This is a genomic window from Streptomyces sp. NPDC059255 (assembly GCF_042752355.1).
Lineage (GTDB): Bacteria > Actinomycetota > Actinomycetes > Streptomycetales > Streptomycetaceae > Streptomyces.
Genome location: NZ_JBHYZP010000015.1, coordinates 17,080 through 41,528 on the forward strand (window position 1 = coordinate 17,080; position 24,449 = coordinate 41,528).

General features: G+C 69.3%; 19 protein-coding genes. 15 read left to right on the top strand and 4 right to left on the bottom strand.

From position 1 onward, the window contains the following. The first annotated feature begins 220 nt into the window (after window positions 1–220). The 3 genes from ACFXKG_RS18975 to ACFXKG_RS18985 are packed head-to-tail and all read left to right on the top strand — an operon-like array spanning window position 221 to window position 1,747. The gene (locus ACFXKG_RS18975; RefSeq protein WP_384839908.1) at window positions 221–412 is read left to right on the top strand and encodes a hypothetical protein; all 192 of its coding nucleotides are present in this window, start codon (window positions 221–223) and stop codon (window positions 410–412) included. After that, complete coding sequence (locus tag ACFXKG_RS18980) at window positions 396–920, top strand: DUF6879 family protein (protein ID WP_384839911.1); 525 nt, start codon at window positions 396–398, stop codon at window positions 918–920. The genes ACFXKG_RS18975 and ACFXKG_RS18980 overlap by 17 nt, the downstream gene beginning before the upstream one ends. Beyond that, window positions 917–1,747 (top strand): helix-turn-helix domain-containing protein, encoded by an 831-nt coding sequence (locus ACFXKG_RS18985; protein WP_384839914.1) that lies wholly within the window; start codon window positions 917–919, stop codon window positions 1,745–1,747. The genes ACFXKG_RS18980 and ACFXKG_RS18985 overlap by 4 nt, the downstream gene beginning before the upstream one ends. Window positions 1,748–2,461: 714 nt before the next feature. Here the strand turns inward: ACFXKG_RS18985 and ACFXKG_RS18990 are convergent. From ACFXKG_RS18990 to ACFXKG_RS19005, 4 genes are all read right to left on the bottom strand, one after another. Then, the gene (locus ACFXKG_RS18990) at window positions 2,462–3,298 is read right to left on the bottom strand and encodes a recombinase family protein (RefSeq protein WP_384839917.1); all 837 of its coding nucleotides are present in this window, start codon (window positions 3,296–3,298) and stop codon (window positions 2,462–2,464) included. Window positions 3,299–3,452: 154 nt separating this feature from the next. Further along, complete coding sequence (locus ACFXKG_RS18995) at window positions 3,453–3,761, bottom strand: hypothetical protein (RefSeq protein ID WP_384839920.1); 309 nt, start codon at window positions 3,759–3,761, stop codon at window positions 3,453–3,455. A 641-nt stretch (window positions 3,762–4,402) separates the two neighbouring features. Continuing rightward, complete coding sequence (locus ACFXKG_RS19000) at window positions 4,403–4,690, bottom strand: hypothetical protein (RefSeq protein ID WP_384839923.1); 288 nt, start codon at window positions 4,688–4,690, stop codon at window positions 4,403–4,405. Between the two features lie 565 nt (window positions 4,691–5,255). Further along, entirely contained in the window at window positions 5,256–6,830 is a 1,575-nt protein-coding gene (locus ACFXKG_RS19005; RefSeq protein WP_384839926.1) for a recombinase family protein, read from the bottom strand. 233 nt (window positions 6,831–7,063) lie between these two features. Here ACFXKG_RS19005 and ACFXKG_RS19010 point away from each other — a divergent pair, with 233 nt between their 5' ends. From ACFXKG_RS19010 to rfbB, 12 genes are all read left to right on the top strand, one after another. Further along, window positions 7,064–7,597 carry a GNAT family N-acetyltransferase gene (locus tag ACFXKG_RS19010; protein ID WP_384839928.1) on the top strand — a complete coding sequence of 178 codons (534 nt, stop codon included), beginning with the start codon at window positions 7,064–7,066 and terminating at the stop codon, window positions 7,595–7,597. Window positions 7,598–7,612: 15 nt separating this feature from the next. Beyond that, a complete protein-coding gene (locus tag ACFXKG_RS19015) occupies window positions 7,613–8,860 on the top strand; it encodes a hypothetical protein (protein WP_384839930.1) in 1,248 nt (415 codons plus the stop codon). Between the two features lie 108 nt (window positions 8,861–8,968). Further along, complete coding sequence (locus tag ACFXKG_RS19020) at window positions 8,969–9,751, top strand: TIGR03936 family radical SAM-associated protein (protein ID WP_384839933.1); 783 nt, start codon at window positions 8,969–8,971, stop codon at window positions 9,749–9,751. A 232-nt stretch (window positions 9,752–9,983) separates the two neighbouring features. Next, window positions 9,984–14,120 carry an Rne/Rng family ribonuclease gene (locus ACFXKG_RS19025; protein ID WP_384839936.1) on the top strand — a complete coding sequence of 1,379 codons (4,137 nt, stop codon included), beginning with the start codon at window positions 9,984–9,986 and terminating at the stop codon, window positions 14,118–14,120. 259 nt (window positions 14,121–14,379) lie between these two features. After that, the gene (gene rplU, locus ACFXKG_RS19030) at window positions 14,380–14,700 is read left to right on the top strand and encodes a 50S ribosomal protein L21 (protein ID WP_329827115.1); all 321 of its coding nucleotides are present in this window, start codon (window positions 14,380–14,382) and stop codon (window positions 14,698–14,700) included. 14 nt (window positions 14,701–14,714) lie between these two features. Beyond that, window positions 14,715–14,969, top strand: coding sequence for a 50S ribosomal protein L27 (gene rpmA / locus ACFXKG_RS19035; RefSeq protein ID WP_329827117.1), 255 nt, complete (start codon window positions 14,715–14,717; stop codon window positions 14,967–14,969). A 156-nt stretch (window positions 14,970–15,125) separates the two neighbouring features. After that, window positions 15,126–16,562 carry a GTPase ObgE gene (gene obgE, locus ACFXKG_RS19040; RefSeq protein ID WP_384839939.1) on the top strand — a complete coding sequence of 479 codons (1,437 nt, stop codon included), beginning with the start codon at window positions 15,126–15,128 and terminating at the stop codon, window positions 16,560–16,562. Between the two features lie 309 nt (window positions 16,563–16,871). After that, window positions 16,872–18,377: an SDR family NAD(P)-dependent oxidoreductase gene (locus ACFXKG_RS19045; protein ID WP_384839942.1), complete on the top strand. Its 1,506-nt coding sequence runs from the start codon at window positions 16,872–16,874 to the stop codon at window positions 18,375–18,377. A 272-nt stretch (window positions 18,378–18,649) separates the two neighbouring features. After that, window positions 18,650–20,722 carry a hypothetical protein gene (locus tag ACFXKG_RS19050; protein WP_384839945.1) on the top strand — a complete coding sequence of 691 codons (2,073 nt, stop codon included), beginning with the start codon at window positions 18,650–18,652 and terminating at the stop codon, window positions 20,720–20,722. A gap of 174 nt (window positions 20,723–20,896) precedes the next feature. Continuing rightward, complete coding sequence (locus ACFXKG_RS19055; RefSeq protein WP_384839948.1) at window positions 20,897–22,135, top strand: glycosyltransferase family 2 protein; 1,239 nt, start codon at window positions 20,897–20,899, stop codon at window positions 22,133–22,135. A 258-nt stretch (window positions 22,136–22,393) separates the two neighbouring features. Next, window positions 22,394–23,461, top strand: coding sequence for a glucose-1-phosphate thymidylyltransferase (locus ACFXKG_RS19060; RefSeq protein WP_384839951.1), 1,068 nt, complete (start codon window positions 22,394–22,396; stop codon window positions 23,459–23,461). Then, window positions 23,458–24,444 carry a dTDP-glucose 4,6-dehydratase gene (rfbB, locus tag ACFXKG_RS19065; RefSeq protein WP_384839953.1) on the top strand — a complete coding sequence of 329 codons (987 nt, stop codon included), beginning with the start codon at window positions 23,458–23,460 and terminating at the stop codon, window positions 24,442–24,444. Before ACFXKG_RS19060 ends, rfbB begins: the two co-directional genes overlap by 4 nt. Window positions 24,445–24,449 lie beyond the last annotated feature (5 nt).

Below are 24,449 nucleotides of genomic sequence, written 5' to 3' on the forward strand. Positions count from 1 at the left end.
CACTCAGGGGCCGCGAGACGGCCTGTGAGCCCGTGGCGTCAAGGATTAGGCGGGCGGTGTGAGAACGCTCCGTACGGGACAGGCTGGGGCTGCTCCTTGCCTTGCTGCTGAGGAGTTCAAGGCGGTTTCCCGTTCTGGAAAACCGAACCCCTTGTCGTGCCCTCCTGGTGGTCGGGACGATGGGGCACGACACCGGACGACCGAGACCAGGGGGTAAGGCGTGAAGGTTCGAGAGCTAGTTACGACCTGCGAGAACGGGGACTGCCCGACGCTGTACGCGACGGACAGGGGGACGCTCCTGGTGCAGGGGGAAGTGCCAACCGACCACGGGCTACAGATTCCCGCACACGAAACCCTGGTCGAGATCCCCATGGAACTAATCCGAAAGGCGATTCGTGATCAGCTCATCTAGCAACCTGGCGGAGCGCTTCAAGACTTTCGAAAGGGAAGCTTTCCGGCTGGAGATCCTCGACGATTACAACATCCCGTCGAGTGCTGAGAACCTGCGTGCTTTCCTGGCGGGTGAGCCGCAGCCTGCGGACTATAACGCCGGGTGGGTGGAGACGGTGCGCACTGCTACGCAGGCAGGGAAGCGCATGTATCGAGTTCACATCGTGACTCGGCCACTGACGGACTATCTCCGGTATGAACTTGGTTGGGGGTACACCAAGAACATGACCGGGGGTGAGGAGTTCTTCATCCTCGACGTCACGGATAAACCCAACCCTCTGAGTGAGGCGCCGGACTTCTGGCTATTCGATGAGGCTGCGCCTGTCGTCATGAACTATGACGAGAGCGGGACTTTCCTTGGGCCGGATTTCCGGCCGGCCGGTACGGCTTCAGAATTCGTCCGCTACCGGGATACTGCGTTGGCTCACGCGGAGCCGTTCGCTGCATGGTGGGCAAAGTACGGCGTGTGAATAGAACAGAACTCGGCGCGGCGCTGCGGGCGCTCCGGCTGGCATCCGGTAAGGAAGCTAAGGCCGTGGCCCGTAGCGCTGTCATGTCTAACGCGAAGCTGTCGAAGATCGAGAACGGCCACGTGGCTCCAACAGTGGTGGACGTAGAACGCATCCTGACAGCCTTGGAAGTTTCGGCGGAGGTCAAGGCCGAGTACATGGCTGCGGCCCGCGCACAGGCCACGGAGGCGACGGCGTGGCGACTGTTCAGGCGCATGGGCTTCCATCGCAAGCAGGAGCAGATCCGGGCACTGGAAGAGTCGATGAAAACCCTTCGCCTCTTCCAGCCTTCTCTAGTCCCTGGCCTTTTGCAGACTCCGGAGTATGTGCGTGCGGTACTGCGAGGAAAGGGGCTAAGCGAGGATCAGCTATCGCGGACTGTCGGTGCGAGGATCGAGCGCCAGGCGGTCTTGTACGACATGAGCAAGACCCTGCGTTTCGTCATTACGGAACCGGTACTGCACTGGCGTATTCTCCCGCCGCCCATGATGGTTGGACAGTTGGACCGGATCGTTTCTGTTTCTCGCCTGTCGAACGTAGATGTTCGTGTTGTTCCGCTGCGCCGTCCGCAGCAAGACGTGCCGGGACACTCTTTCGTTATTCGAGACGATCGCATGGTGACCGTTGAGACAACTCACGCAGAGGTAATCGTTACCGATCCACGGGACGTTTCCCTGTACGTCGATAAGTTCGATCGCTTCGCATCCGTGGCGCTTACCGGTGACGATATGCGATCGATGCTGACGGACATCCGGGATGGATTTTTGCGCGAACGGGAAACCGGCTAGGTCAAGACTAGCGACGCGAGACACTATGGCCTTCCAGAAGACGGCGGAGCGGGAAGGCGCACGGTGTGAGCGAAAGGCAGACGACCATGACCGGACCGGTACACCTGACCCTTCCCCTTCCACCCCCGAAACCGGCGGTTGGTTGCGGTGTCTGTGAGGCACTGGCCGGACAACGCATGGAGGCACGGGATAGGGGCGACCTGTCGGCGGCGACGGATGCTGATGTGGAGATCAGGAATCACCCGCACAAGACACGGCGGCCAAGGTGAGCCGGTCTCTGTTTCGGTACGTGCTGCATCGAATCACGGAGCATCCTGATACCGAAGTGACGTACGAAGCAGAGTGCTTGTGGTGCAAGTGGACGGCGCAGCCGTCGACCGACAGCGCGGCCGTCGATGTGGACTGCATGAGCCACACCGGCCGTAGTGGACACAAGGGGTTCCGGCGCATCTGTACGTCGTTCGCCCTGGTAGTGCGGGCCGAGTAGCCAGAGACCCCGGCGCATCGAAGGACGGCACGCACCGCATGAGCCAGAGATGCGCCGGAAGGGGCGCGACGTGTGCGACACGCGCCCCTGTGCTGGCCTCTGTCGACTTCCCCGTGGTCGGCAGGGGCCAGCATCGTTACGTACGCCAGAAGGCGCCGTACGCCTTGCATGACAAAGACCCTCGGCGCTGAGCCAAGGGCCTGTCAGTGAACGCCTGTGCGCCTGTCTCAGGCGCTCTCTCCCAGGTGGCGGTAAAGGGTGGCACGGCCGATTCTCAGGGCCTTGGCGATGGCTGTGACGCTCTCTCCCTTGGCATGCCGGGCACGGGCCACGGCTAGCTTGTCGTCGTCCACCACGGTCGGGCGTCCTCCGTGGTTGCCCTTGCGGGCCGCAGTGTCGAGCCCTTCCAACGTCTTCTCCCGGATCCCTTCGCGCTCGACCTCGGCACTCACAGCGAGCACGGCGAACACGATGGCTCCCGCGCCGTTCGGGTCGTAGACCCCTTGGAGGGGGCCGGAGAGAAGTTCCAGTTGGATGCCGTGCGCCTGAAGGGTGGAGGACAGGGACATCAGTTCTGCCGCACTGCGGGCAAGCCGCTTCATCTCGACCACGGTCAGGATGACCGGCTGGTTCGGCGCTGCCTGCTTGAACTCCCGTGCCAGCGTGAGCGCCTTCTCAAGCTCCGGCCGTTCCTTCACGCGGGTACTGATCTTCTCGGAGAACACGCGGGTGCACTGCGCCCCGGCAAGGGCGTCCAACTGGGACTGGAGTTCCTGCCCCACGGTCGAGCATCGGGCGTAGCCAAGCCGGATAGCTGCGCCCGGCGTCCCTGCGAGTGCCTGTGCCACGGGTGCGCCCTGTGTCCACGGCTTGCCGGGGTTGCGGTCGGCCGGTGTCTTCACGGTCAGTTCGGCTTTGAGTGCGGGTACCAGGGCGAAGCGGCCCGTGTGGTAGTTCGCTGCGACCTTGTCCGCTCCGGTGCGGCAGGGGCTTCCTGCGGGTGCCTGGCACTTCGGGCAGTCGTGGCGTTCGACCTGTTCGGCTGGGCTGATCTTCTTCGTCATGACCAGAACGTCTCATAAACGTGTCTCGAAAGCTAGTCGTGAGGCGGATCTTTTGAGACGGGTTTCGAGACGGCGAGACGGGAGCGAAACGGACACCGGCCGGAGACCGGTCGACCGTCTCACTAACGATGGTTTATGAGACGGCCTGACGTGATCACTCTTCGCGAGACTCGACGGCTGGTTGCGCAGTGGCATGCATGACGATCGTCTGCACCGGTCGCCCGTCGCGGATGAGCAAGAGCAACGGACGATGAACGAGCGGGTCATGTTCTTCGACCGCGCCTTCCGGTACGTGCGGCCGTCCAGGGGCGGGCATCGACATGGCTTCCGAGGGGTAGTCCCACACCCAGCGTGGGTGATCGGAGCGCACCCAGATGCCGCCGTTAACGGCCATGACCACATCCCCCGGCTTCCATGCCATCGGGTCCGTCTGCGTGCCATCGATCCTGTTCAGCTCAGTCATGGGTCCAGCCTGCCGCACGTCTCTGACATCCCACCCGTCCAGCGGCGAAGGGGTGGGGGTATGACCCCCGAAGGGGGTAAGGCCGGACCGCCATGTCTTAGCAGCTCAGATCCTGCCACGGTTCCAGACCTTTCCAGGGCTGCCCTGGGGTCCGGCCGGCTAGGGAATAGTGACTGGTCACGGGCTTGCGCTTGCCGTCTGAGCGGCGGCGGAGGAGTGCAAGAAATAGGGACTGTCTGACCTTGCCCTGATGGCTGCGGCAGATGGCCGCGCAGCGGCCCACGGGAGTAGGCCCCTACCGCTTACGGCTAGCTCTATGGGGGCGCGGCAGCGCCCCACCGGGCTCGCTTCCTGGGCTTCCTGCTGTCGGCCCTAGCGGGCCGCTCTGTCGTAGCGGCTGCGGACTGTGGCGGCGGAGCCGCCCCCTGTCGCCTGCTTCTGCGCCGTTGCCTTACTTCGTTGGGGCGCTGCCGCGCCCTGCTTCAGTTCGCCGTCGAGCCAAGGGGCTACGCACTCTCGGCCCCGGAAGGGGCCGCACTGCACTGGAGCCAAATAGATAAGAGAGGGCGTGAACGTTCATGCAGGTCAGGTGCTGCATGAGTACACGCAGGACGTGCTCTGACTGCACGCGTGGTGTGCGGTCACCTTTCCTGGTGGATGCGGCAGGGCACCGGCGCACCCTTGGCCTTCTGGAACAGGTGAGACGGAAGTACCAGGCAGGCCGCGCCGGAACGGGGCGAGATGAGGTGGAGATCCTTGGCGCGTGCTACCGCGTTGCGGGTGCTCTGGTCGGACAGTCGCTTGCCGTCCTTGCCGAGCAGTGCGGCCAGTCGGCCCGGCTCGAACGCGGCGTGTCCGTGGCGGTCGGCCCATCCGATGGCGGCGAAGTGGACCCGGTAGGCGAGCGCGTGTCCATGGTGCTGCGCCATGCGCCGGTACTCGTGCTGAGAGACCCCGCCCCAAGGGCGGTCATGACCGAAGCTGATAGCCACTGGTTGCGGCTCCCTCCTGTGCGGCGCACGCGTGCGCCAGTGACCCCCGCCGGACGGCGGGACATGTGCCTCCCTTCTCTTGGGGCATGAGGTGTATCGCTGGTCAAGCGGGAACGTCGTCAGTTCCGCAGGCGTGGGGCTGTCCGTCAGTGAGGGGCGATGCGCACGCCTCGCAGGTCCAGACGATTTCGCTCGTGATGTTCAAGGCTCGCGACTCCGGTCGATGGTCGAGCGCAGCGAGTAGCCACGGCTCGGCGGGTTGAGTCGCGCAGTACCGTCCTGCGCTTCGGGAGGCCCTCGGCGTTTCCCTGCGAGCCCCTCGGGATCGCGGCCCCCGGTCTGGTGGCCAGCTCTACCGTCGTCACGCGACGGGAGCCACGGTGTCCGCTCCTCGAAGGAGCGGGATAGATTTAATACACGGCGAGACGTCCGGTCGTCAAGCCTGACGAACCAACCCCCTGCCCCTGGTGTCATCGCAGGTGAGCAGGGGCAGGGGCATCCGTCAGAGCTTCGCCGCGAAGTCGTCACCCTTGATGACGAGCCGTTCGCGCACATCGCGCGGGATCTTCAGCCGCAGATGCACGGACGGCGCGCGCACCCCCTTGACCTTGGTCCGCGTCACCTCACACGTGATGCCGACGCGGCGGAGATCCTCCGCCATCGCCTCCATGCCTCCGGACTCCCACGCGTCGCGGAACGTCTTGCCGTTGTGTACGAGGGTCCATCGGTCCTGCGTCGTCTCGGGATCGATCGCGCTCAGTTCGTCGGTGAGCTTGTCGAGCGTCTTCTCTGCCTGTTCCTGGGTGAACCGCGTCTTCGTGTAGCGGCCCCCCGGCTCAAGTCCCTTCATGTAGTAAGCGATGGCTTCTTCAAGTCGCTTCACTTCGGCGCGAGCCTCAGCCCCCTGCGCGTACTCGCGGACTTGGACGGGGAAGTTGCCGAGCACACGCAACACGTCGCCCACAAGTACGTCGTACACGCCCTGTGGGTCCGGGGCGCCGAGTCCCCCGCTCTTGCACTTCTGGCACCGGAGGTACTTGTACTGGCCGAACTTGTTGGATGTGACGTGCACCGTCATGTTCGATGTGCAGTCGACGCAGACCAGGACGCCGAGGAACTGGGTCGCGCCGTGCGTCTGGCGCTGGGGCTGGTTCTTGCCGCGTCGGTCGATGGCCTCTTGGAGTTCGTTGTATTCGTCCTCGGTGAAGATCGGTTCGGCCACAGTGATCGGCTTGCCATCGTGTCCGAGTATCAGCTTGGAGCGGCGTACACCCTTGTTCTTGCTCTCCTCCACTCGGTAGCCCATGAGTGCCGGGTTGCGGAGACGACGGAGGAGAGTTGTTGTGGTGAGCCCTGTGGACATGAGCCCGGAGCGGACGAGGCAGAGAGACATGCGCCGGGCCGACACTCCCCGCAGTGCCATGCGGCGGGCCCAGTGCAGCGCTTTGTGTGCGACCGGGTCGATAGCAAGGGTCGGCTTACCGCTCACCTTCGTCGTGACGAAGCCGTACGCAGGCTTGCCCACGAACCACGCGTCCTGGGTCCGGGTGTAATCCCACAGGGAAGCGACGCGAGTCGATGTGTTCGCCGCCTCGATCTCAGCGATACCGCCGATGAGCGTGACCATCATCCGGCCAACGGTCGATTCGAGATCGATGCTGTCGTTCTTCGAGATGAGGTTCTTCGCGTACCGCTCACACCACTCGATCATGGTCGAGAGATCCGACATGCGACGGATGAACCTGTCGAGCTTCCAGAAGAGAAGGACATCGAACTCCGGGGCCCGGTTGTTGAGCCACTCGCCCAGCTCCTTCCGCTTCCACGGCGGAACCTTCGTCGCCGACACGTTGAGATCGGAGGCGACGCCTACAACACGGCACCCCTTCTCTCTCGCCAGAAGGCGGAGGTCCAGCTCCTGCCGCACGGGCGACGTAGTGTCCTCGGTAAGTACGGACAGGCGGATGGACAGCAGGGCGCGCGGAGCATCCGCAGGGAGTAGAGCTTCCGCCCTCTTCAGATCCTCCAAGAGGGTGAGGTCCGAGGCGGTCCACTCGGTTTCGATGGCATACGTCTTCATGGGCCGGAGGGTATGTGTGGATGTCGGCGTGTGTCCATCTGTCCGCAGATGGACACCGAGATCCAGATCGGCCCGACCGGCAAGAAGCTGCTGCCGCTGACGGTGGTCAAGTGAGAAGTCCGGGCAGGTGAGCCGTCCCGGCAGGTGACCAGCACGGCCAGGTGAACGACACGGACCCGGCCAGGGACGAAAACCCTGGCCGGGTCCGCGTGTGACGGCGGCACAATGGGGCGATGCCGGAGTTCATCGCACCCGACGTCCGCGTCCACGCCTCCTTCCTCGACGCCATGAAGGAGTTCGTCGAGGAGGACGAGGGCGAACGGTCCCTGCTCGCCCACGAGATGGAGCAGTACGCGGGGAACTGGCACCGGCCGGACGTCTTCGCCGCCTACTGCGCGCGGCTGAACGCCGAGCCGCTGGAGGAGACCCCGCGCATCGCGGGCTGGGTGCCGAGCACCACCCTCTGGTACGTCGACGGCGACACCTTCCTCGGCCGCCTCAACATCCGCCACCGGCTCAACCCGTACCTGCGCGAGATCGGCGGCCACATCGGCTACGCCGTACGCCCCACCGCCCGCCGGCAGGGACACGCGACGGCCATGCTCCTCGCCGCGCTGCCGGTCGCCCGCGCGCTCGCCGTCGACTCGGTCCTCGTCACCTGCGACACCACCAACACCCCCTCGCGCAAGGTGATCGAGGCGGCCGGCGGGAGGCTGGAGGACGAGCGCGGGGGAAAGCTCCGGTTCTGGATCCGGACGGACGGCTGAGGCGTCCTGAGCGGTATGAAGCTGGACAAGCCCGGCCACGAGCCCGGCACGGAAGCCGGGAAGGGCACGGAAGCCGCGGAGGGCGTGGAGGCCGGGAAGGGCGCGGAGGCCGCGGAAGGCGTGGAGGCCGGGAAGGGCACGGAAGCCGCGGAGGGCGCGGAGGCCGCGGAAGGCGTGGAGAACGCCGGGTGCCTCGCGATGGTCGTCAGGATCCCGGTGCGCGTCGTCGTGCTGGTGGTCGTCGTGCCCGTACGGATGGTGTGGGACGTCCTCGTCGCCGTCGCGCGGGGCTTCCACCGGATCGTGCTGCGCCCGCTGGGCCGGGCGCTCTCCTGGCTGTACGCCTCCGTGCTCGCCCCGGCGGCGTGGGGGGCCGCGGTCGCGGTGGGGTGGCTGGTGACGGCGGTGTGGCAGTGGACCGTGGTGCCGGTGGTGCGGTACGGGGTGGTGGTGCCGGCGGTGTGGAGCTACCGCCGGCTGCTCACCCCGCTCGGCCACGGGATCCGTTGGCTGTACGAGACCTTGCTCACCCCGCTGGGCCACGGTCTGGGCGTCGCGCTGGGGTGGCTGGGAAAGGCGCTGCTCGTGTGGCCGTGGGCGGCGCTGTGGCGGTACGTGGCGGTGCCCGCGCTGACGTACGGGCTCGCGCGGCCCGCCGCGTGGGTGTACCGGTGGCTGCTCACACCGCTGGGGGAGGGGATCGCCCGGCTGTCCGCCGTCCTCCTGCGCGCCGCCGCCGCGACCGGACGGGCCCTGCTCGCCGCACTCGTGTGGCTGCTGCTGTTCCTGGTGGTGACCCCCGTGACCTGGGTGTACCGCAGGATCCTCGCCCCGGTCGGGCGGGAGGCCGGGGCCGCGTTCGGCGTCGCCTGGCGGGTCGCCGGACACCTCTCGCGCGCCGCCTGGCGGGGGCTCGGGTGGCTCGCCCGGCAACTCGTGGGGCGGCCGGCGCGCTGGACGTACCTGCGGATCTGCACCCCGGTCGGGCACTGGGTGCGCGACAGCGTCTGGGCCCCGGCCAGGTCGGCCGCGGCCGCGGCGGGCAGGAGCGCGCGCCGCGCACTCCGGGAGACGGTGGAAACCGTCCGCGCCGCACGCCGGGAGGCGTGGCGTGCGCTGGTGGGCGGGGCTCGGGTGTCGCGGCCTGTGGAACCGCCGGAGCACCGGGCGCGTACTCTGGGTAGTACAACGATCGTCCCCGGCGCGGCGCCCGTACCCGAGATCTCCCCGCACAGCGTGGGGAGGGTCCAGGACTCGGGGTGATCCCGCCGAAGTCACGTCCATGGGCGGCGCGTCACCGCGTACCGCCCGCACCGAGGAGAAGAACCACTGGGCAAGCGACAGCCCGAAGGCCCGCCTCCCGCACCGGCGGTGCAGCGCATCCGACTGCGCTACACCAAGCGCGGCCGCCTCCGGTTCACCAGCCACCGAGACTTCCAGCGCGCCTTCGAGCGGGCGCTGCGCCGTGCCGAGGTGCCCATGGCGTACTCGGCGGGGTTCACCCCGCACCCGAAGGTGTCGTACGCCAATGCCGCACCCACCGGCACGGGCAGCGAGGCCGAGTTCCTGGAGATCGCCCTGGTGGAGGCGCGCGACCCCGACAAGCTGCGTGAGCTGCTCGACGAGTCGCTGCCTGCGGGCCTTGACATCATCGACGCCGTCGAGGCCCGTATCCCGGGACTCGCCGACCGGCTGACCGCTTCCGTGTGGGAGCTGCGGCTGGACGGCGTGACCGAGGAGGCGGCGGAACACGCCGTCTCCGCCTTCCTCGCCGCCGGCACCGTCGAGGTGGAACGCCGTGCGAAGAACGGTCTGCGGACCTTCGACGCACGGGCCGCCGTGGCCGGCCTGGAGGTGGCTCGTCCACAGCCTGATAGGCCGGGGGACGGGCCCTGTGCGATACTGCGGCTGGTGGTTCGGCACGTGACACCTGCCGTACGACCCGACGACGTCCTGTCCGGTCTCCGAGCTGTGGCCGACCTGGCGCCGCCGGTCCCCGCAGCGGTGACCAGGCTGGCGCAGGGGCTCTTCGACGAGGAGTCCGGCACGGTGACCGACCCGCTCGCGCCCGACCGCGAGGCAGCCCGGCCCGCCGCACCCATGGCCGCCGGACCCGCCGCCGCGACGGCGCCGGAAGGTGCAGGTTCCGCGTAAGGCGGTCGTTGTAGCGCAGCCCTGGGACTCGGGAGCCACCTGGGTCGGGCGGCGCACTGACCAGAAGACTTTCGCCAGGCCGTACGTACATCGCGTACGGAACCGGCGACTCAGACATAACAGCTCCCGTGCGGCGCCCGCGCCCCGGACGGCGGCACATCGCGCACAGCGCGGGCCGCGGCCGGACCGGACCAGGCGTGGCGCCCGGGAGCGTGACGGGAGAACCCCCCGCATGCTCGAGTCCACCGAACCCGGTACCCCCGGGGACACCAACGAAGAGAACAACTCACCCAGCGACACGCTGCCCCCGCGCCGCAGGCGCCGGGCCGCGTCCCGCCCGGCGGGACCGCCCACCGGGGCCGAAGGCACCGCCGCGTCGGACGCCGGTGCGACGAGTGTCGCGGAGACCGTCGCGCCGGCCATACCGGCCGCCGAGTCCGTGACGCCGGACGCGTCGGAGACCCCGGACGCTCCGGTCGAGGAGGCGGCGCCGCCGCGTGCCCGCCGCCGCGCCACCCGGAAGACGGCCACGCCCGAGCCGGTGGCAGAGCCGGTCGCCGAGGCTGTTGTGGCCGATGAGGCTGCTGCCGAGGAGCCCGCCGCGCCGCCGCGTGCCCGCCGCCGCGCCACCCGGAAGACCGCCGCGCCCGAGCCGGTGGCAGAGCCGGTCGCCGAGGCTGTCGTCGCCGATGAGGTGGCTGCCGAGGAGCCCGCCGCGCCGCCGCGCGCCCGTCGCCGCGCCACCCGTAAGGTCACGGCGCCCGAGACCACCACGGAGCCGGTCGAGACGGCCGTCGTCGAGGAGACGGCCGCGCCCGCCGACGGCGCCGCCGTCGCCCAGGCCCCGGCCGAGGAGCCCGCGCCCGCCGCGCGTCCTCGTCGGCGTGCCACCCGCAGGGCCACCGCGCCCGCCGGTGCGCCGGAGGCCGGGACGGCCCCGGAGGACAACGGGAACGGCACCGTCGCCGCCGGCGGCGAGAGCCTGCCGGGGGACACCGTCGCCCGGATCGCCGCCGACGAGCCCGAGGTCCAGGCCGCCGAGAAGGCCGCCACCCGGGGCCGTACGCGCCGCAGGGCCACCGCACCGGTCGCGGCGCCCGAGCCCGTCGCCGAGCAGCCCGTGGCCGAGAGGCCCGCTGCCGAGAAGCCTGCCGCCGGGAAGCCCGCCGCCGACAAGCCCGTACAGCGTGAGCCCGAGCGCGCCTCGCGCCGCCGTGCCGTACGGCCCGCGGTGGCCGTCTTCCAGGCGCCCGTCTTCACCGAGCCGATGTTCCAGACCCCCGAGACCGCCGCCGCCGCGGCGGCCGCCGGTGGGCGGACCGACGCCGCGGACGAACTCGACGAGGCCGCCGAGCCCGCCGAGCCCGCCGCCACCGCTCCCGAGCCGGTCGCCGAGCCCGAGCCGTCGGGCCGCCGGAGCAGGCGCCGTCGCCGCGGCGAGGCCGCGGAGCCGGCCGTCGAGGCCGCGCCGGAGACGCCGCGCGCGCCCGTCGAGGAGCCCGCGAGCGAGAGCGACGACGAGCCCTCCGACGATGAGGCGTCCGAGTCCGCGGAATCCGCAGAGGATTCCGACGAGTACGGGGACCGTCCCTCGCGGCGCCGCCGCCGGGGTGGCCGCCGCCGTCGCCGCGGTGAGGCCGCGGACGCCGAGGACACCACGGACGAGCAGCGCGAGGAGACCGCCGCCGAGCACACCGACGAGGCGGACGGCGACCGGAGCGGCCCGGACGGCTCCGACGCGTTCGACGACGGCGAGCAGGACGACCACGACGCGTCCTCGGGCGGCTCCTCCAGCAGCCGCCGCCGTCGCCGCAGGCGGCGCCGGAGCGCCGACGGCGGTTCCGACGCCGAGCAGGGCGCCGGGGGCGGTGACGACCCGGAGCGTACGGTCGTCAAGGTCCGCGAGCCGCGTGAACGCCGCGCGAAGGACGACGGGCGCGAGCCCGGCACCGGCGCGGACGAGGTCCAGTCCATCAAGGGCTCGACCCGTCTGGAGGCCAAGAAGCAGCGCCGCCGTGAGGGGCGCGAGCAGGGCCGCCGCCGCGTGCCGATCATCACGGAGGCGGAGTTCCTCGCCCGCCGCGAGGCCGTCGAGCGCGTGATGGTCGTCCGCCAGCACGGCGAGCGCACCCAGATCGGTGTCCTGGAGGACAACGTCCTGGTCGAGCACTACGTCAACAAGGAGCAGGCGACCAGCTACGTCGGCAACGTCTACCTGGGCAAGGTGCAGAACGTACTGCCGTCCATGGAGGCCGCCTTCGTCGACATCGGCAAGGGCCGCAACGCCGTCCTGTACGCCGGTGAGGTCAACTTCGAGGCGCTGGGCATGGCCAACGGCCCCCGCCGGATCGAGACCGCCCTCAAGTCCGGCCAGTCGGTGCTCGTCCAGGTGACGAAGGACCCGATCGGTCACAAGGGCGCCCGCCTGACCAGCCAGGTCTCGCTGCCGGGCCGCTACCTCGTGTACGTGCCCGAGGGTTCGATGACCGGCATCAGCCGCAAGCTCCCGGACACCGAGCGCGCCCGGCTGAAGACCATCCTCAAGAAGATCGTCCCCGAGGACGCGGGCGTCATCGTCCGTACGGCCGCCGAGGGCGCCAGCGAGGACGAGCTGCGCCGTGACGTCGAGCGGCTGCAGGCGCAGTGGGAGGACATCAAGAAGAAGTCGAAGAGCGGCAACGCCCCGACGCTGCTCTACGGCGAGCCCGACATGACCGTCCGGGTGGTCCGCGACATCTTCAACGAGGACTTCTCGAAGGTCATCGTCAGCGGCGCCGACGCGTGGCAGACGATCAGCGGCTATGTCGCGCACGTCGCGCCGGACCTCTCCGACCGGCTGTCGCGCTGGACCAGCGAGGTGGACGTCTTCGCGACGTACCGCATCGACGAGCAGCTCATGAAGGCGCTCGACCGCAAGGTCTGGCTGCCGAGCGGCGGCTCGCTGGTCATCGACAAGACCGAGGCCATGATCGTGGTCGACGTCAACACTGGGAAGTTCACCGGCCAGGGCGGCAACCTCGAGGAGACCGTCACCAGGAACAACCTGGAGGCGGCCGAGGAGATCGTCCGCCAGCTCCGGCTGCGCGACCTCGGCGGCATCGTCGTCATCGACTTCATCGACATGGTGCTGGAGTCCAACCGGGACCTGGTGCTGCGGCGTCTGCTGGAGTGCCTGGGCCGGGACCGTACGAAGCACCAGGTCGCCGAGGTCACCTCGCTGGGCCTGGTGCAGATGACCCGCAAGCGGGTGGGCCAGGGTCTGCTGGAGTCCTTCTCCGAGACCTGTGTCCACTGCAACGGCCGCGGTGTGATCGTCCACATGGAGCAGCCGGTGGCCGCCGGTGGCGGCGGCAACGGCAAGCGGGCCAAGAAGCGCGGTCGCGGTGGTGCCGGTGCGGACCACGAGCACGACCACGAGGTGACGGGTACGGCGGCGGAGTCCGCCGAAGCCGGGACCGAGTCGGAGGCCGAGCTCGCGGCGGAGGTGGCGGCTCCGGTCGCGCTCGCCGCGCCTGAGTTCGTACCGGACGAGGAGCTGTACAGCAGCATCGCGGAGGCCGAGGCCGCCGTACGGGGCCGTTCGCGCCGCCGTGCGTCGCGCAAGGCGTCCGCCCCGGCCGGTGCGCCCCGGGCGGCGGAGCCGGAGGTACGGGCGGAGGCACCGCAGGCCCCTGAGGCCCCGGTGACCTCTGAGGTCCCCGAGGCCGAGGTGGCCCCGGTGGCCGAGGCGCCCGTGGAGGCCGTTGAGGCGCCCGTCGCGGACGCGGCTCCCCAGGGGCGCACGCGCCGCCGCGCCACCCGTAAGGCGTCGGCTCCGGCCGGTTCGCCGAAGGCGGCCGACGCGGAGGCCGCGGCCGAGGTGGTCGTCCCCGTGGCCCCGGAGCCCGAGCCGGCCCCCGTGGAGCCGGTCACCGAGCCGGTCACCGAGCCGGCCGCGGAGCCGGTCGCCGAGGAGGCGCCGGTGGCGGCGCCGCCGCGGGCGCGCCGCAGGGCGACCCGTAAGGTCACCGCCCCCGCCGGTTCGCCGTCGGGCGCGGAGGAGGCGGCGATCGTCGTCGTGGACGCTCCGGCGAAGGCCGAGGCTCCCGCCGAGGCCGAGGCCGAAGCGGCGCCGGAACCGGCGGCCGAGGCCGAGGCGCCCGCACCGGCCAAGAAGGCGGTCCGTAAGACGGCGGCCAAGAAGGCCCCGGCGAAGAAGACGGCCGCCAAGAAGACGACGGCGAAGAAGACCGTCGCGAAGAAGACGACGGCCAAGAAGTCGGTGGCCAAGACGGCGAAGACCGCGAAGACCGCGGCCAAGACGTCGAAGAAGACCGCCGCGGCGGAGCAGACGGCGCCCGTCGGCGTCACGGCCTCCACCGAGGACTGATCCGCGCGGTCCCCGTGCCGCACCGCCCTCCCCGGGTGGTGCGGCACGGGGAGCCGATGCGGCAGGGGGGCCGGTTTGACCCCCTGTACAGGGGCCCCGTACTCTAAACCTTCGGTGTGTTCCTATGCGCGCCCACCTCTGAGCACCCACCTCCCGGATCTCCGGGGGAGGCCGCTCGTCCTGTCAGGACTGCCTCGGGCCCCGGCCCGTGCGAGCGGCTGGCTTCAGAGGTTCCGTTCCGAGCGAGAGTGAGTTCCGCGTGTACGCCATCGTGCGCAGCGGTGGCCGCCAGCACAAGGTTGCTGTCGGTGACATCGTTGAGGTTGACAAGATTTCCACCGGCAAGGTCGGCGACACCGTCGAACTCAAGACGCTGCTCGTGGTCGACGGTGACGCGGTCACCAGCGACCCGTGGGTGCTGGACGGCATCAAGGTTCAGGCCGAGATCGTGGACCACCACAAGGGCGCGAAGATCGACATCCTTCGCTACAAGAACAAGACGGGTTACCGCCGCCGCCAGGGTCACCGCCAGCAGTACACGGCGATCAAGGTCACCGGTATCCCCGCGGCTGCGAAGTAAGGGACTGAGGAGACATGGCACACAAGAAGGGCGCATCGTCCACTCGGAACGGGCGCGACTCCAATGCTCAGCGGCTCGGCGTGAAGCGCTTCGGCGGTCAGGTCGTCAGCGCCGGTGAGATCCTGGTCCGCCAGCGCGGCACGCACTTCCACCCGGGCACCGGCGTCGGCCGTGGCGGCGACGACACGCTGTTCGCGCTGAACCCCGGCGCGGTGGAGTTCGGCACCCACCGTGGCCGCAAGGTCGTCAACATCGTTCCCGCCGCCTAGTAACCCTCCGGTACCTCTCCCGGTACCGGCGGGCAGGCAGGGCGCCTGTAGAACGGTTCTTCGCGAGGGCGGACCTCACTTCCCGGAGACGGGAAGCGGGTCCGCCTTTCGCGCGTTACAGGTAAGACAATTCCGTATGTACTGGAGGCAATCCCCATGACCACCTTCGTGGACCGCGTCGAGCTGCATGTCGCCGCGGGTAACGGAGGCCACGGCTGCGCCTCCGTACACCGTGAGAAGTTCAAGCCGCTCGGCGGCCCCGACGGCGGCAACGGCGGCCGGGGCGGCGATGTGATCCTCGTCGTCGACCAGTCGGTGACGACGCTGCTCGACTACCACCACTCGCCGCACCGCAAGGCCACCAACGGCAAGCCCGGCGAGGGCGGCAACCGCTCCGGCAAGGACGGCCAGGACCTGGTGCTGCCGGTGCCCGACGGCACCGTCGTGCTCGACAAGCGGGGCAACGTCCTCGCCGACCTCGTCGGTGAGGGCACCACCTTCGTCGCCGCCGACGGCGGCCGCGGCGGCCTCGGCAACGCGGCGCTGGCCTCGGCCCGCCGCAAGGCCCCCGGCTTCGCGCTGCTCGGCGAGCCCGGCCGCGGCGGCGACATCGTCCTGGAGCTGAAGACGGTCGCGGACGTGGCGCTCGTCGGCTACCCGAGCGCGGGCAAGTCCTCGCTGATCTCGGTGCTTTCCGCCGCCAAGCCGAAGATCGCGGACTACCCGTTCACCACGCTCGTCCCCAACCTGGGCGTGGTCACCGCCGGTTCGACCGTCTACACCATCGCGGACGTCCCCGGGCTGATCCCGGGCGCCAGCCAGGGCCGGGGGCTCGGCCTGGAGTTCCTGCGCCATGTCGAGCGGTGCTCCGTACTCGTCCATGTCCTGGACACGGCGACGCTGGAGTCGGACCGTGACCCGGTCACCGACCTCGATGTCATCGAGGCGGAACTCGCGCAGTACGGCGGCCTCGGCGACCGGCCGCGCGTCGTCGTCCTCAACAAGGTCGACATCCCGGACGGCAAGGACCTCGCCGAGATGATCAGGCCCGATCTCGAAGCGCGCGGCTACCGCGTCTTCGAGGTGTCGGCCGTGGCGCACCTGGGGCTCAAGGAGCTGTCCTTCGCGCTCGCGGAGATCATCGCCACGGCGCGCGCCGAGAAGCCGAAGGAGGAGGCGACCCGGATCGTCATCCGCCCGAGGGCCGTCGACGACGCCGGTTTCACCGTCATCCTGGAGGAGGACGGCATCTACCGGGTACGCGGCGACAAGCCCGAACGCTGGGTCCGCCAGACCGACTTCAGCAACGACGAGGCCGTGGGCTACCTCGCGGACCGGCTGAACAGGCTCGGTGTCGAGGCCGAGCTGATGAAGGCCGGCGCGCGGGCGGGCGACGGGGTCGCCATCGGCGACGAGGACGACGCGGTCGTCTTCGACTGGGAGCCCACGATGATGGCCGGCGCCGAGATGCTGGGCCGCCGCGGCGAGGACCACCGCCTGGAGGAGCCGCGTCCGGCGGCGCAGCGGCGCCGGGACCGCGATGCCGAGCGCGACGAGTCGCAGCGGGAGTACGAGGAATTCAAGCCCTTCTGACCCGCCCGGACCATCCCAGGTGCGGCCGTCTCCGCCGGAGGCGGCCGCCCGCGGCGATCGGCGGTGTTCGGCGGTGATCGGTGGCCCCGCTCCGTACCCCTCTCATCTGTGAGCCCCCGTGCTCCGACGTGAATCTTTTGTGGTCTCCTTCACGTACACCTGTCGGCCACGCACCACGCACGCACCTGTCCTCCCAGGTGAATCAGGGGTTGCGGGCCGGTGGCGGGCGCCTGTGCTCCACCTTGCACGACGATTGCCACGGGTGGGACCATCGCTACATCCTCTGAGCCCGCAAGGTAGGTCTGTCCTGTGTCTGCAACTTCCGCGTCGCCCGCGAAGCCCCGCACCACCGCTGTCGTCCTGGCGGGCGGTACCGGTCAGCGGGTGGGGCTGTCGATCCCGAAGCAGTTGCTGAAGATCGCGGGGAAGGCGGTCATCGAGCACACCCTGTGGATCTTCGAGCAGAGCGACTCGATCGACGACGTGATCGTGCTCATGGCCCCCGGCTATGTGCCCGACGTGGAGAAGATCGTCGCGAAGGCCGGGCTGACCAAGGTCACCCGGGTCATCGAGGGCGGCACGACGCGCAACGAGACCACCGAGCGCGCGATCGCCGCGCTGGGTGAGGGGCTGGCACCGGGCGAGGACCGTAACGTGCTCTTCCACGACGCGGTGCGGCCGCTGCTCTCGCAGCGCGTGATCAAGGACTGCGTGGACGCGCTGGACCGCTACCAGGCGGTGGACGTGGCCATCCCGTCCGCGGACACGATCATCGTGACCCGTACGCACGGCGGCGACGGCGAGTTCATCACGGACGTCCCCGACCGGTCCCGGCTGCGCCGCGGCCAGACCCCGCAGGCGTTCAAGCTCTCCACGATCCGCGCGGCGTACGAGGTCGCGGCGGGCGACCCCAACTTCCAGGCCACCGACGACTGTTCCGTCGTGCTCAAGTACCTGCCGGACGTGCCGATCTACGTCGTGGCGGGCGACGAGTACAACATGAAGGTGACGCAGCCGGTCGACGTCTTCATCGCCGACAAGCTCTTCCAGCTCGCCTCCGCGAGCGCGCCCGAGCAGCCGTCCGAGGAGTCCTACCGTGAGCTGCTCACCGGTAAGACGCTGGTCGTCTTCGGCGGTTCGTACGGCATCGGCGCCGACATCGCCCAGCTCGCCGAGTCGTACGGCGCCACGGTGTACGCGCTGGGCCGCTCCACCACCGGTACGCACGTGGAGAACCCGGAGCACGTGGACGACGCGCTCTCCCGGGCCTACGGCGAGACCGGCCGGATCGACTACGTGATCAACACCGCGGGTGTGCTGCGTATCGGCAAGCTGGCCGAGACGGACAACACCACGATCCAGGAGGCGCTGAACGTCAACTACCTGGCGCCGGTGCAGATCGCGCGCGCCTCGTACAAGTACCTGGCGGAGACCAAGGGCCAGCTGATGCTCTACACCTCCAGCAGCTACACCCGGGGCCGCGCCGAGTACAGCCTGTACTCGTCGACGAAGGCAGCCATGGTCAATCTGACCCAGGCGCTCTCCGACGAGTGGGCGGGCGAGGGGATCCGGGTCAACTGCGTGAACCCGGAGCGGACCGCCACCCCCATGCGCACCAAGGCGTTCGGCCAGGAGCCGGAGGGCTCGCTGCTCTCCTCCGAGGCGGTCGCGAAGACCTCCCTCGACGTGCTGCTCTCCGAGCTGACCGGCCATGTGATCGACGTACGCCAGCAGGACCCGACGCGCGGCGCCTCGGAGTCGTCCGACTTCGAGCAGGCGCTCGCCGCCGTACTGGACCGTCAGGAAGATGTGTAATACTTCTTGACAATCTTTGACAGGGCCTCTGTGGGTCGCCTCCGCGCGAACCGCGGAGGCCCCAGTTCGTGAAGTCGTGAAAGCGTGAAGTCGCGAAGCCGTCATTACGTGACGTCGTGAAGTCGTTTGTTCACGCATCCCTTGCAAGGTCATCAGCCGGCACGGTCTGGAGCAGGTTTTCCGTGATTTCGACAGCTATCCGCCTGGCCCGCGTGGGCAGCGGATCAGAGCTGGCAGCCGCACTTCTTCTGGGTATCAGTTTCCCGTGCGTCATGCTCGCCGCGATAATCCCCAACCTCTGGTTCTTCGCGGCGGCCGCAGCCGTGACCTATCTCGCGGACACCTACCTGCACCAGCGCGGCAGCTATCTGGTGAACCGGCTCGCCAAGGTGCGCGCCGGCCTTTCGATCCGGTTCCTGATCCGGCAGATGCTGCTGGTGCTGCTGGTCGCCAGGTCGGGCCTCGGTGAGGACCGGATCTTCTACGTGACCGTGGTCATGGTCCTGATGTTCTACGCGCTCCAGGCGCCGCACGGCGCGATCGTCACCCTGCTCCGGCTGCGCCGCAGGCTGCCCGTCGTCACCCGCAACATCGACCTGACCGGCATCCGGATCCCGGACGCGCCGCCGCGCGGGCTGCTCAACCGCTCCGCCGAGAAGATGCTCCACCTCGACGTCTTCGCCATGGTGGGTGTGATCATCACGCTCCAGACCCGCGACAACATCTACGGCTTCGCGGGCCTCGGCCTCAGCCTGTTCCTCGCCGTCGGCTACATCGCCGCGCTCCTGCCCTACCTGCGGCCGAGCCGGCTCGTACCCAACGCCGAGAAGGTGCTCACGGCGGTCGACGGCTGGCTGGCCGGGTACCGCCCGACCGTGATGCTGTACTTCTCGGGCTCCAAGGAGTCCGCGTACCAGGTCAACATGTGGCTGGACACGATGGACCGGCTGGAGGGCCGGCCGCTGATCGTGCTGCGGGAGCGGGCCATCGCCCAGCAGCTCGGGACGACGGACGTGCCGGTGCTCTGCGTCCCCGGCGGGGTGCACCTGATGAACCTGGACCTGTCGACCGTCCGGGTCGCGCTCTACGCGGCCAATGTCGGCAAGAACATCCACATGCTGCGCGTGCCCACCATGAAGCACGTCTTCATCGGCCACGGCGACAGCGACAAGCTGGCCAGCGTCAACCCGTACAGCAAGGCGTACGACGAGGTGTGGACCGCGGGCCGGGCCGGGCGCGACCGGTACGCGCTCGCTGACGTCGGGGTGCGCGACGAGGACATCGTGGAGGTCGGCCGCCCGCAGCTCGCCCCGATCCAGCCGTACAGCGGCGCCCAGCGCCACCCCGTGCCCACCGTGCTGTACGCCCCGACCTGGGAGGGCTGGGACGACAACCCCGGGAACACCTCGCTGCTGCTGGCCGGCGAGAACATCGTCAAGCGGCTCCTGAAGGCCGACAGCCCGGTCCGGGTGCTCTACAAGCCCCACCCCTTCACCGGGACCCGCAGCGCCAAGGCGAAGGCCGTGCACGAGCGGATCATCGCCCTGGTGGAGAAGGCCGCCGCCGAGCGGGCCACCGACGCCCGCTGGGCGAAGGAAAGCGCCGGGCTGAGCGCTGACCGGACCGCGGCCAAGGCCGAGCTGGCCAGGATCTCCGCGCGCCTCGGCGAGCTGATGGGCGCCGCGGACACAGGGCGTGACGAGGCGGAGCAGTCGCGTGACTCCCAGGCGGACCCGGCCCGTCAGGAGGAGCTGACGCGGCTGCGGCGTGAGTGGAACGGCGCGCACTGGCGTTCCTTCGGCTGGTGGGAGCACCGGGTCATCAGCGGCTCCGAGCCCGCGCTGTACGACTGCTTCAACGAGTCGGACGCCATGGTCTCCGACATCTCCAGCGTGGTGTCCGACTTCATCGCGAGCGGCAAGCCGTACGCCGTCACGGACTCGGCGGAGCTGGGCGCGGAGGAGTTCAAGCGGCAGAACACCGCCGTACGGGCCGCCGTGATCCTCACCAACAGCGCGCGGGAGCTGGACGAACTGCTCGCCGCGGTCGCCGACCCGGCCGCCGACCGTCTCGCGGACGAGCGCCGGGAGCTGAAGCGGTATCTGCTGGGCCCCGACGAGCCGACGTCGATGGAGCAGTTCGAGGCGGCGACGCAGGCGCTGTCCGCGAAGTCGCTGGCACGGAACGCGGGCGTCGAGCAGCGCCTCGGGGAGCCGGAGGCGGCGGCCGCGCCGGACGACTCGGCGCCGAGCGCGGAGAACGCTCGGAGCGCAGGGGTCGCCGGGGAAGCCGGGGAAGCCGGGGACGCCGAGATCAACGACCTGGACTCGCCCGTACGCGGCTGACCGGGGAGAACACGACGGAAGGCCCGGTGGGGCGCTCTCCAGGGAGCGTCCCACCGGGCCTTTCCGTGTCCCCGTGACACCCCGTCGGGTCAACTCGCGCATGTGACGGGCATCACGCACACTGGCGTTCGGGGTCGGACAACCAACGTTCGATGCAGCTTGTCTTGAATTCTGATGAACAATATGTCTGTTCCTGTTGTGAGCGTGATCGTCGGGGCTTACGAAGCCATGCCCTACTTAGTCCGCTGCCTGGAGTCGGTGGAGGCCCAGACGCTGGGCGCCGACCGGATCGAGCTCGTCGCCGTCGACGACGGCTCGACCGACGGCACGGGTGACTACCTGGAGGAGTTCGCGGCCCGGACGGCCATCCCGACCAGGGTGGTGCGCCAGGCCAACTCGGGCGGCCCCAGCGGCCCGCGCAACGTCGGCCTCGGCCTGGCCCGGGGACGGTACGTGTTCTTCCTCGACGCGGACGACTACTTGGGGGGCGAAGCACTGGAGCGCATGATCACGGTGGCCGACCGCGCCGGCACGGACGTGGTGCTCGGCAAGGTGGTGGGGGTCAACCGGGGCGCTCCGAGCTCGATGTGGCGGCGTACGGCCGACCGCGTCGATGTCCACAACTCGCAGGTCATCTACACGCTGAGCGCGCAGAAGCTCTTCCGGCGCGAGATGGTCGAGCGGCTGGGGCTGCGCTTCGACGAGCAGCTCAGGACGGGCGAGGACGCCCTCTTCACCATGGCGGCCTACCTCCGGGGCGGCGGCGTCTCGGTGATCTCCGACTACACCTGCTACTACCTGGTCGGCAGGGACGACGGCAAGCATGTGACCAAGGCCGGTGACTACACGCACCGGTTCGCCGCCGTGACGGCCCTGATGACGCTCATCGCCGAACTGGAGCCGGCGGGTCCCCGGCGCGACAGACTGATGGTCAGACCCTTCACGGTCGGGCTGATCCAGCAGTTCGCGCACGGGATCGTCAAGGAGTCCGAGACGGTACGACGCCACAAACTGGAGCTGGTCGCCCCGCTGATGGCGCGGTACTGGAACCCGGGTGTGGCGCGTCACATCAAGGTCAACGAGCGGCTGCGGCTGGAGTGCGTGGCGCTCGGGCGGCTCGATCTGCTCGCCGACATGCTGGCGTTCATCAAGGCGGAGACGGTGCCCGAAGTGGTCCACCGGGGCCGCGCCCGGACGCCGTACCTCGCCTTCCCCCACTTCGGCGACCGCCGTTCGGGGCTGACCGACGCGGTGTTCGAGGTGACCACCCGGGACTGGGTGGGCAAGCCGGGACTGCGCCCCATCGAGCCGCCCCGGGCGGAGCGCCGGCGGAGGTCGCTGGCACGCCGGGTGGCACGCCGGCTGCGTACCCGCGTACGGGGCCTCGCGCCGATGAAGAACCGTGTGGCGTAAGGGAGTTGCGCAGAAATCGGCCGTACGGCGTGAGGGAGCACGGTGCCCGGGCGGGGGCCGGGAGGGGCGCGGCCGGTGGTACCGGGCCGCGCCCGTGCGCGTACGGGCTCCGGAACGCACTCTTTTGCGCCCCCGGAGCGGGCCGGATCACCCTTCCGTGGTGACCGGCAGCAGACGGCGCCGCGAAGCGTAGGTAAAATCGGACTGTCGGGCGACCCCCGGACAGCATCGCAATCACAGCAGGGGAATACAGGAACAGTGAAGGCTCTCGTACTGTCCGGTGGGGCAGGCACCCGGCTGCGGCCCATTACGCACACATCGGCGAAGCAGCTCGTCCCCGTGGCGAACAAGCCGGTGCTCTTCTACGGCCTCGAAGCCATCGCGGAGGCGGGCATCACCGAGGTCGGTGTGATCGTCGGCGACACCGCGGACGAGATCCGCGCCGCCGTGGGCGACGGCTCGCAGTTCGGCATCAAGGTGACGTACCTCCAGCAGGACGCCCCGCTCGGCCTGGCGCACGCCGTCCTCATCGCCCGTGACTTCCTCGGCGACGACGACTTCGTGATGTACCTCGGCGACAACTTCATCGTCGGCGGCATCAGCGGCCTGGTGGACGGCTTCCGCGAGGAGCGCCCCGCCGCGCAGATCCTGCTCACCAGGGTCCCCAACCCGACCTCCTTCGGCGTCGCCGAACTGGACGGCGAGGGGCGCGTGGTGGCCCTGGAGGAGAAGCCGAAGAAGCCCAAGAGCGACCTCGCGCTCGTCGGTGTCTACCTCTTCACCCCGGCCGTCCACGAGGCCGTGCGCTCCATCGAGCCGTCCTGGCGCGGCGAGCTGGAGATCACCCACGCCATCCAGTGGCTGATCGACCAGCAGCGCGACGTCCGCTCCACGACCATCTCCGGGTACTGGAAGGACACCGGCAACGTCACCGACATGCTGGAGGTCAACCGCTCGGTGCTGGAGACCGTCGAGCCGCACTGCGAGGGCACCGTCGACGAGGGCAGCGAGATCATAGGGCGGGTGAGGATCGAGAAGGGCGCGAAGGTCACCGGCAGCCGCATCCTCGGCCCCGTGATCATCGGCGCGGACACCGTGATCAGCGACGCGTACATCGGTCCCTTCACCTCGGTCTCCGAGGGGTGCACCATCCAGGACAGCGAGATCGAGTACTCCATCGTCCTGCGCGGGTCCTCGCTCACCGGCGTCCGCCGCGTGGAGGCGTCGCTGATCGGCCGTGACGTCGAGATCACCCCCGCCCCCCGTAACCCGTCCGCCCACCGACTCGTCCTCGGTGACCACAGCAAGGTGCAGATCTCCTCATGACGCACAGGATTCTCGTGACCGGCGGTGCCGGCTTCATCGGCTCGCACTACGTCCGTACGGTGCTCGGCCCGCAGGGCCCCGGCGACGTCGAGATCACGGTCCTCGACAAGCTCACCTACGCGGGAAACCCGGCCAACCTCGACCCGGTCCGCGAGCACCCCGGATTCCGCTTCGTCCAGGGCGACATCTGCGACCCCGAGCTGGTCGGCAAGCTGATGGCCGAGCACGACCAGGTGGTGCACTTCGCCGCCGAGTCGCACGTGGACCGCTCCATCGACGGCGGCGCCGAGTTCGTCCGTACGAACGTGGTCGGCACGCACACGCTGATCGACGCCGCCCACCGCGCGGGCGTCAAGACCTTCGTGCACATCTCCACGGACGAGGTCTACGGCTCGATCGACGAGGGCTCCTGGCCCGAGACGCACCCGCTGGAGCCCAACTCGCCGTACTCCTCGGCGAAGGCGTCCAGCGACCTGATCGCGCTCTCGTACCACCGCACCCACGGCCTCGACGTGCGCGTGACCCGCTGCTCCAACAACTACGGGCACCACCACTTCCCCGAGAAGGTCATCCCGCTGTTCATCACGAACCTGCTGGACGGCAAGAAGGTGCCCCTGTACGGCGACGGCGGCAACATCCGCGACTGGCTGCACATCGACGACCACGTCCAGGGCATCGAGCTGGTCCGTACGAAGGGCCGCGCGGGCGAGGTCTACAACATCGGCGGCGGCACGGAGCTCTCCAACAAGGAGCTGACCGGCCTCCTCCTGGAGGCCTGCGGGGCGGACTGGGAGACCAGCGTCGAGTACGTCACCGACCGCAAGGGACACGACCGCCGCTACTCCGTCGACTGCACCAAGATCCGCGAGGAGCTGGGGTACGAGCCCCGCAAGGACTTCGCGGCGGGCCTCGCGGAGACCGTGGAGTGGTACCGCGAGAACCGCGCCTGGTGGGAGCCGCTGAAGGAGCGTGCGGCCCTGTGAGCACC

Bases quoted from the DNA above. Each gene is read 5' to 3' on its own strand.
- rfbB (WP_384839953.1), top strand. From the start codon at position 23,458: ATGACGCACAGGATTCTCGTGACCGGCGGTGCCGGCTTCATCGGCTCG.
- ACFXKG_RS19050 (WP_384839945.1), top strand. From the start codon at position 18,650: ATGCTCGCCGCGATAATCCCCAACCTCTGGTTCTTCGCGGCGGCCGCA.
- ACFXKG_RS19025 (WP_384839936.1), top strand. From the start codon at position 9,984: ATGCTCGAGTCCACCGAACCCGGTACCCCCGGGGACACCAACGAAGAG.
- ACFXKG_RS18990 (WP_384839917.1), bottom strand. From the start codon at position 3,298: ATGACGAAGAAGATCAGCCCAGCCGAACAGGTCGAACGCCACGACTGC.
- obgE (WP_384839939.1), top strand. From the start codon at position 15,126: ATGACCACCTTCGTGGACCGCGTCGAGCTGCATGTCGCCGCGGGTAAC.
- ACFXKG_RS19055 (WP_384839948.1), top strand. From the start codon at position 20,897: ATGAACAATATGTCTGTTCCTGTTGTGAGCGTGATCGTCGGGGCTTAC.
- ACFXKG_RS19005 (WP_384839926.1), bottom strand. From the start codon at position 6,830: ATGAAGACGTATGCCATCGAAACCGAGTGGACCGCCTCGGACCTCACC.
- ACFXKG_RS19010 (WP_384839928.1), top strand. From the start codon at position 7,064: ATGCCGGAGTTCATCGCACCCGACGTCCGCGTCCACGCCTCCTTCCTC.
- rpmA (WP_329827117.1), top strand. From the start codon at position 14,715: ATGGCACACAAGAAGGGCGCATCGTCCACTCGGAACGGGCGCGACTCC.
- ACFXKG_RS19015 (WP_384839930.1), top strand. From the start codon at position 7,613: ATGAAGCTGGACAAGCCCGGCCACGAGCCCGGCACGGAAGCCGGGAAG.
- ACFXKG_RS18995 (WP_384839920.1), bottom strand. From the start codon at position 3,761: ATGACTGAGCTGAACAGGATCGATGGCACGCAGACGGACCCGATGGCA.
- ACFXKG_RS19000 (WP_384839923.1), bottom strand. From the start codon at position 4,690: ATGGCGCAGCACCATGGACACGCGCTCGCCTACCGGGTCCACTTCGCC.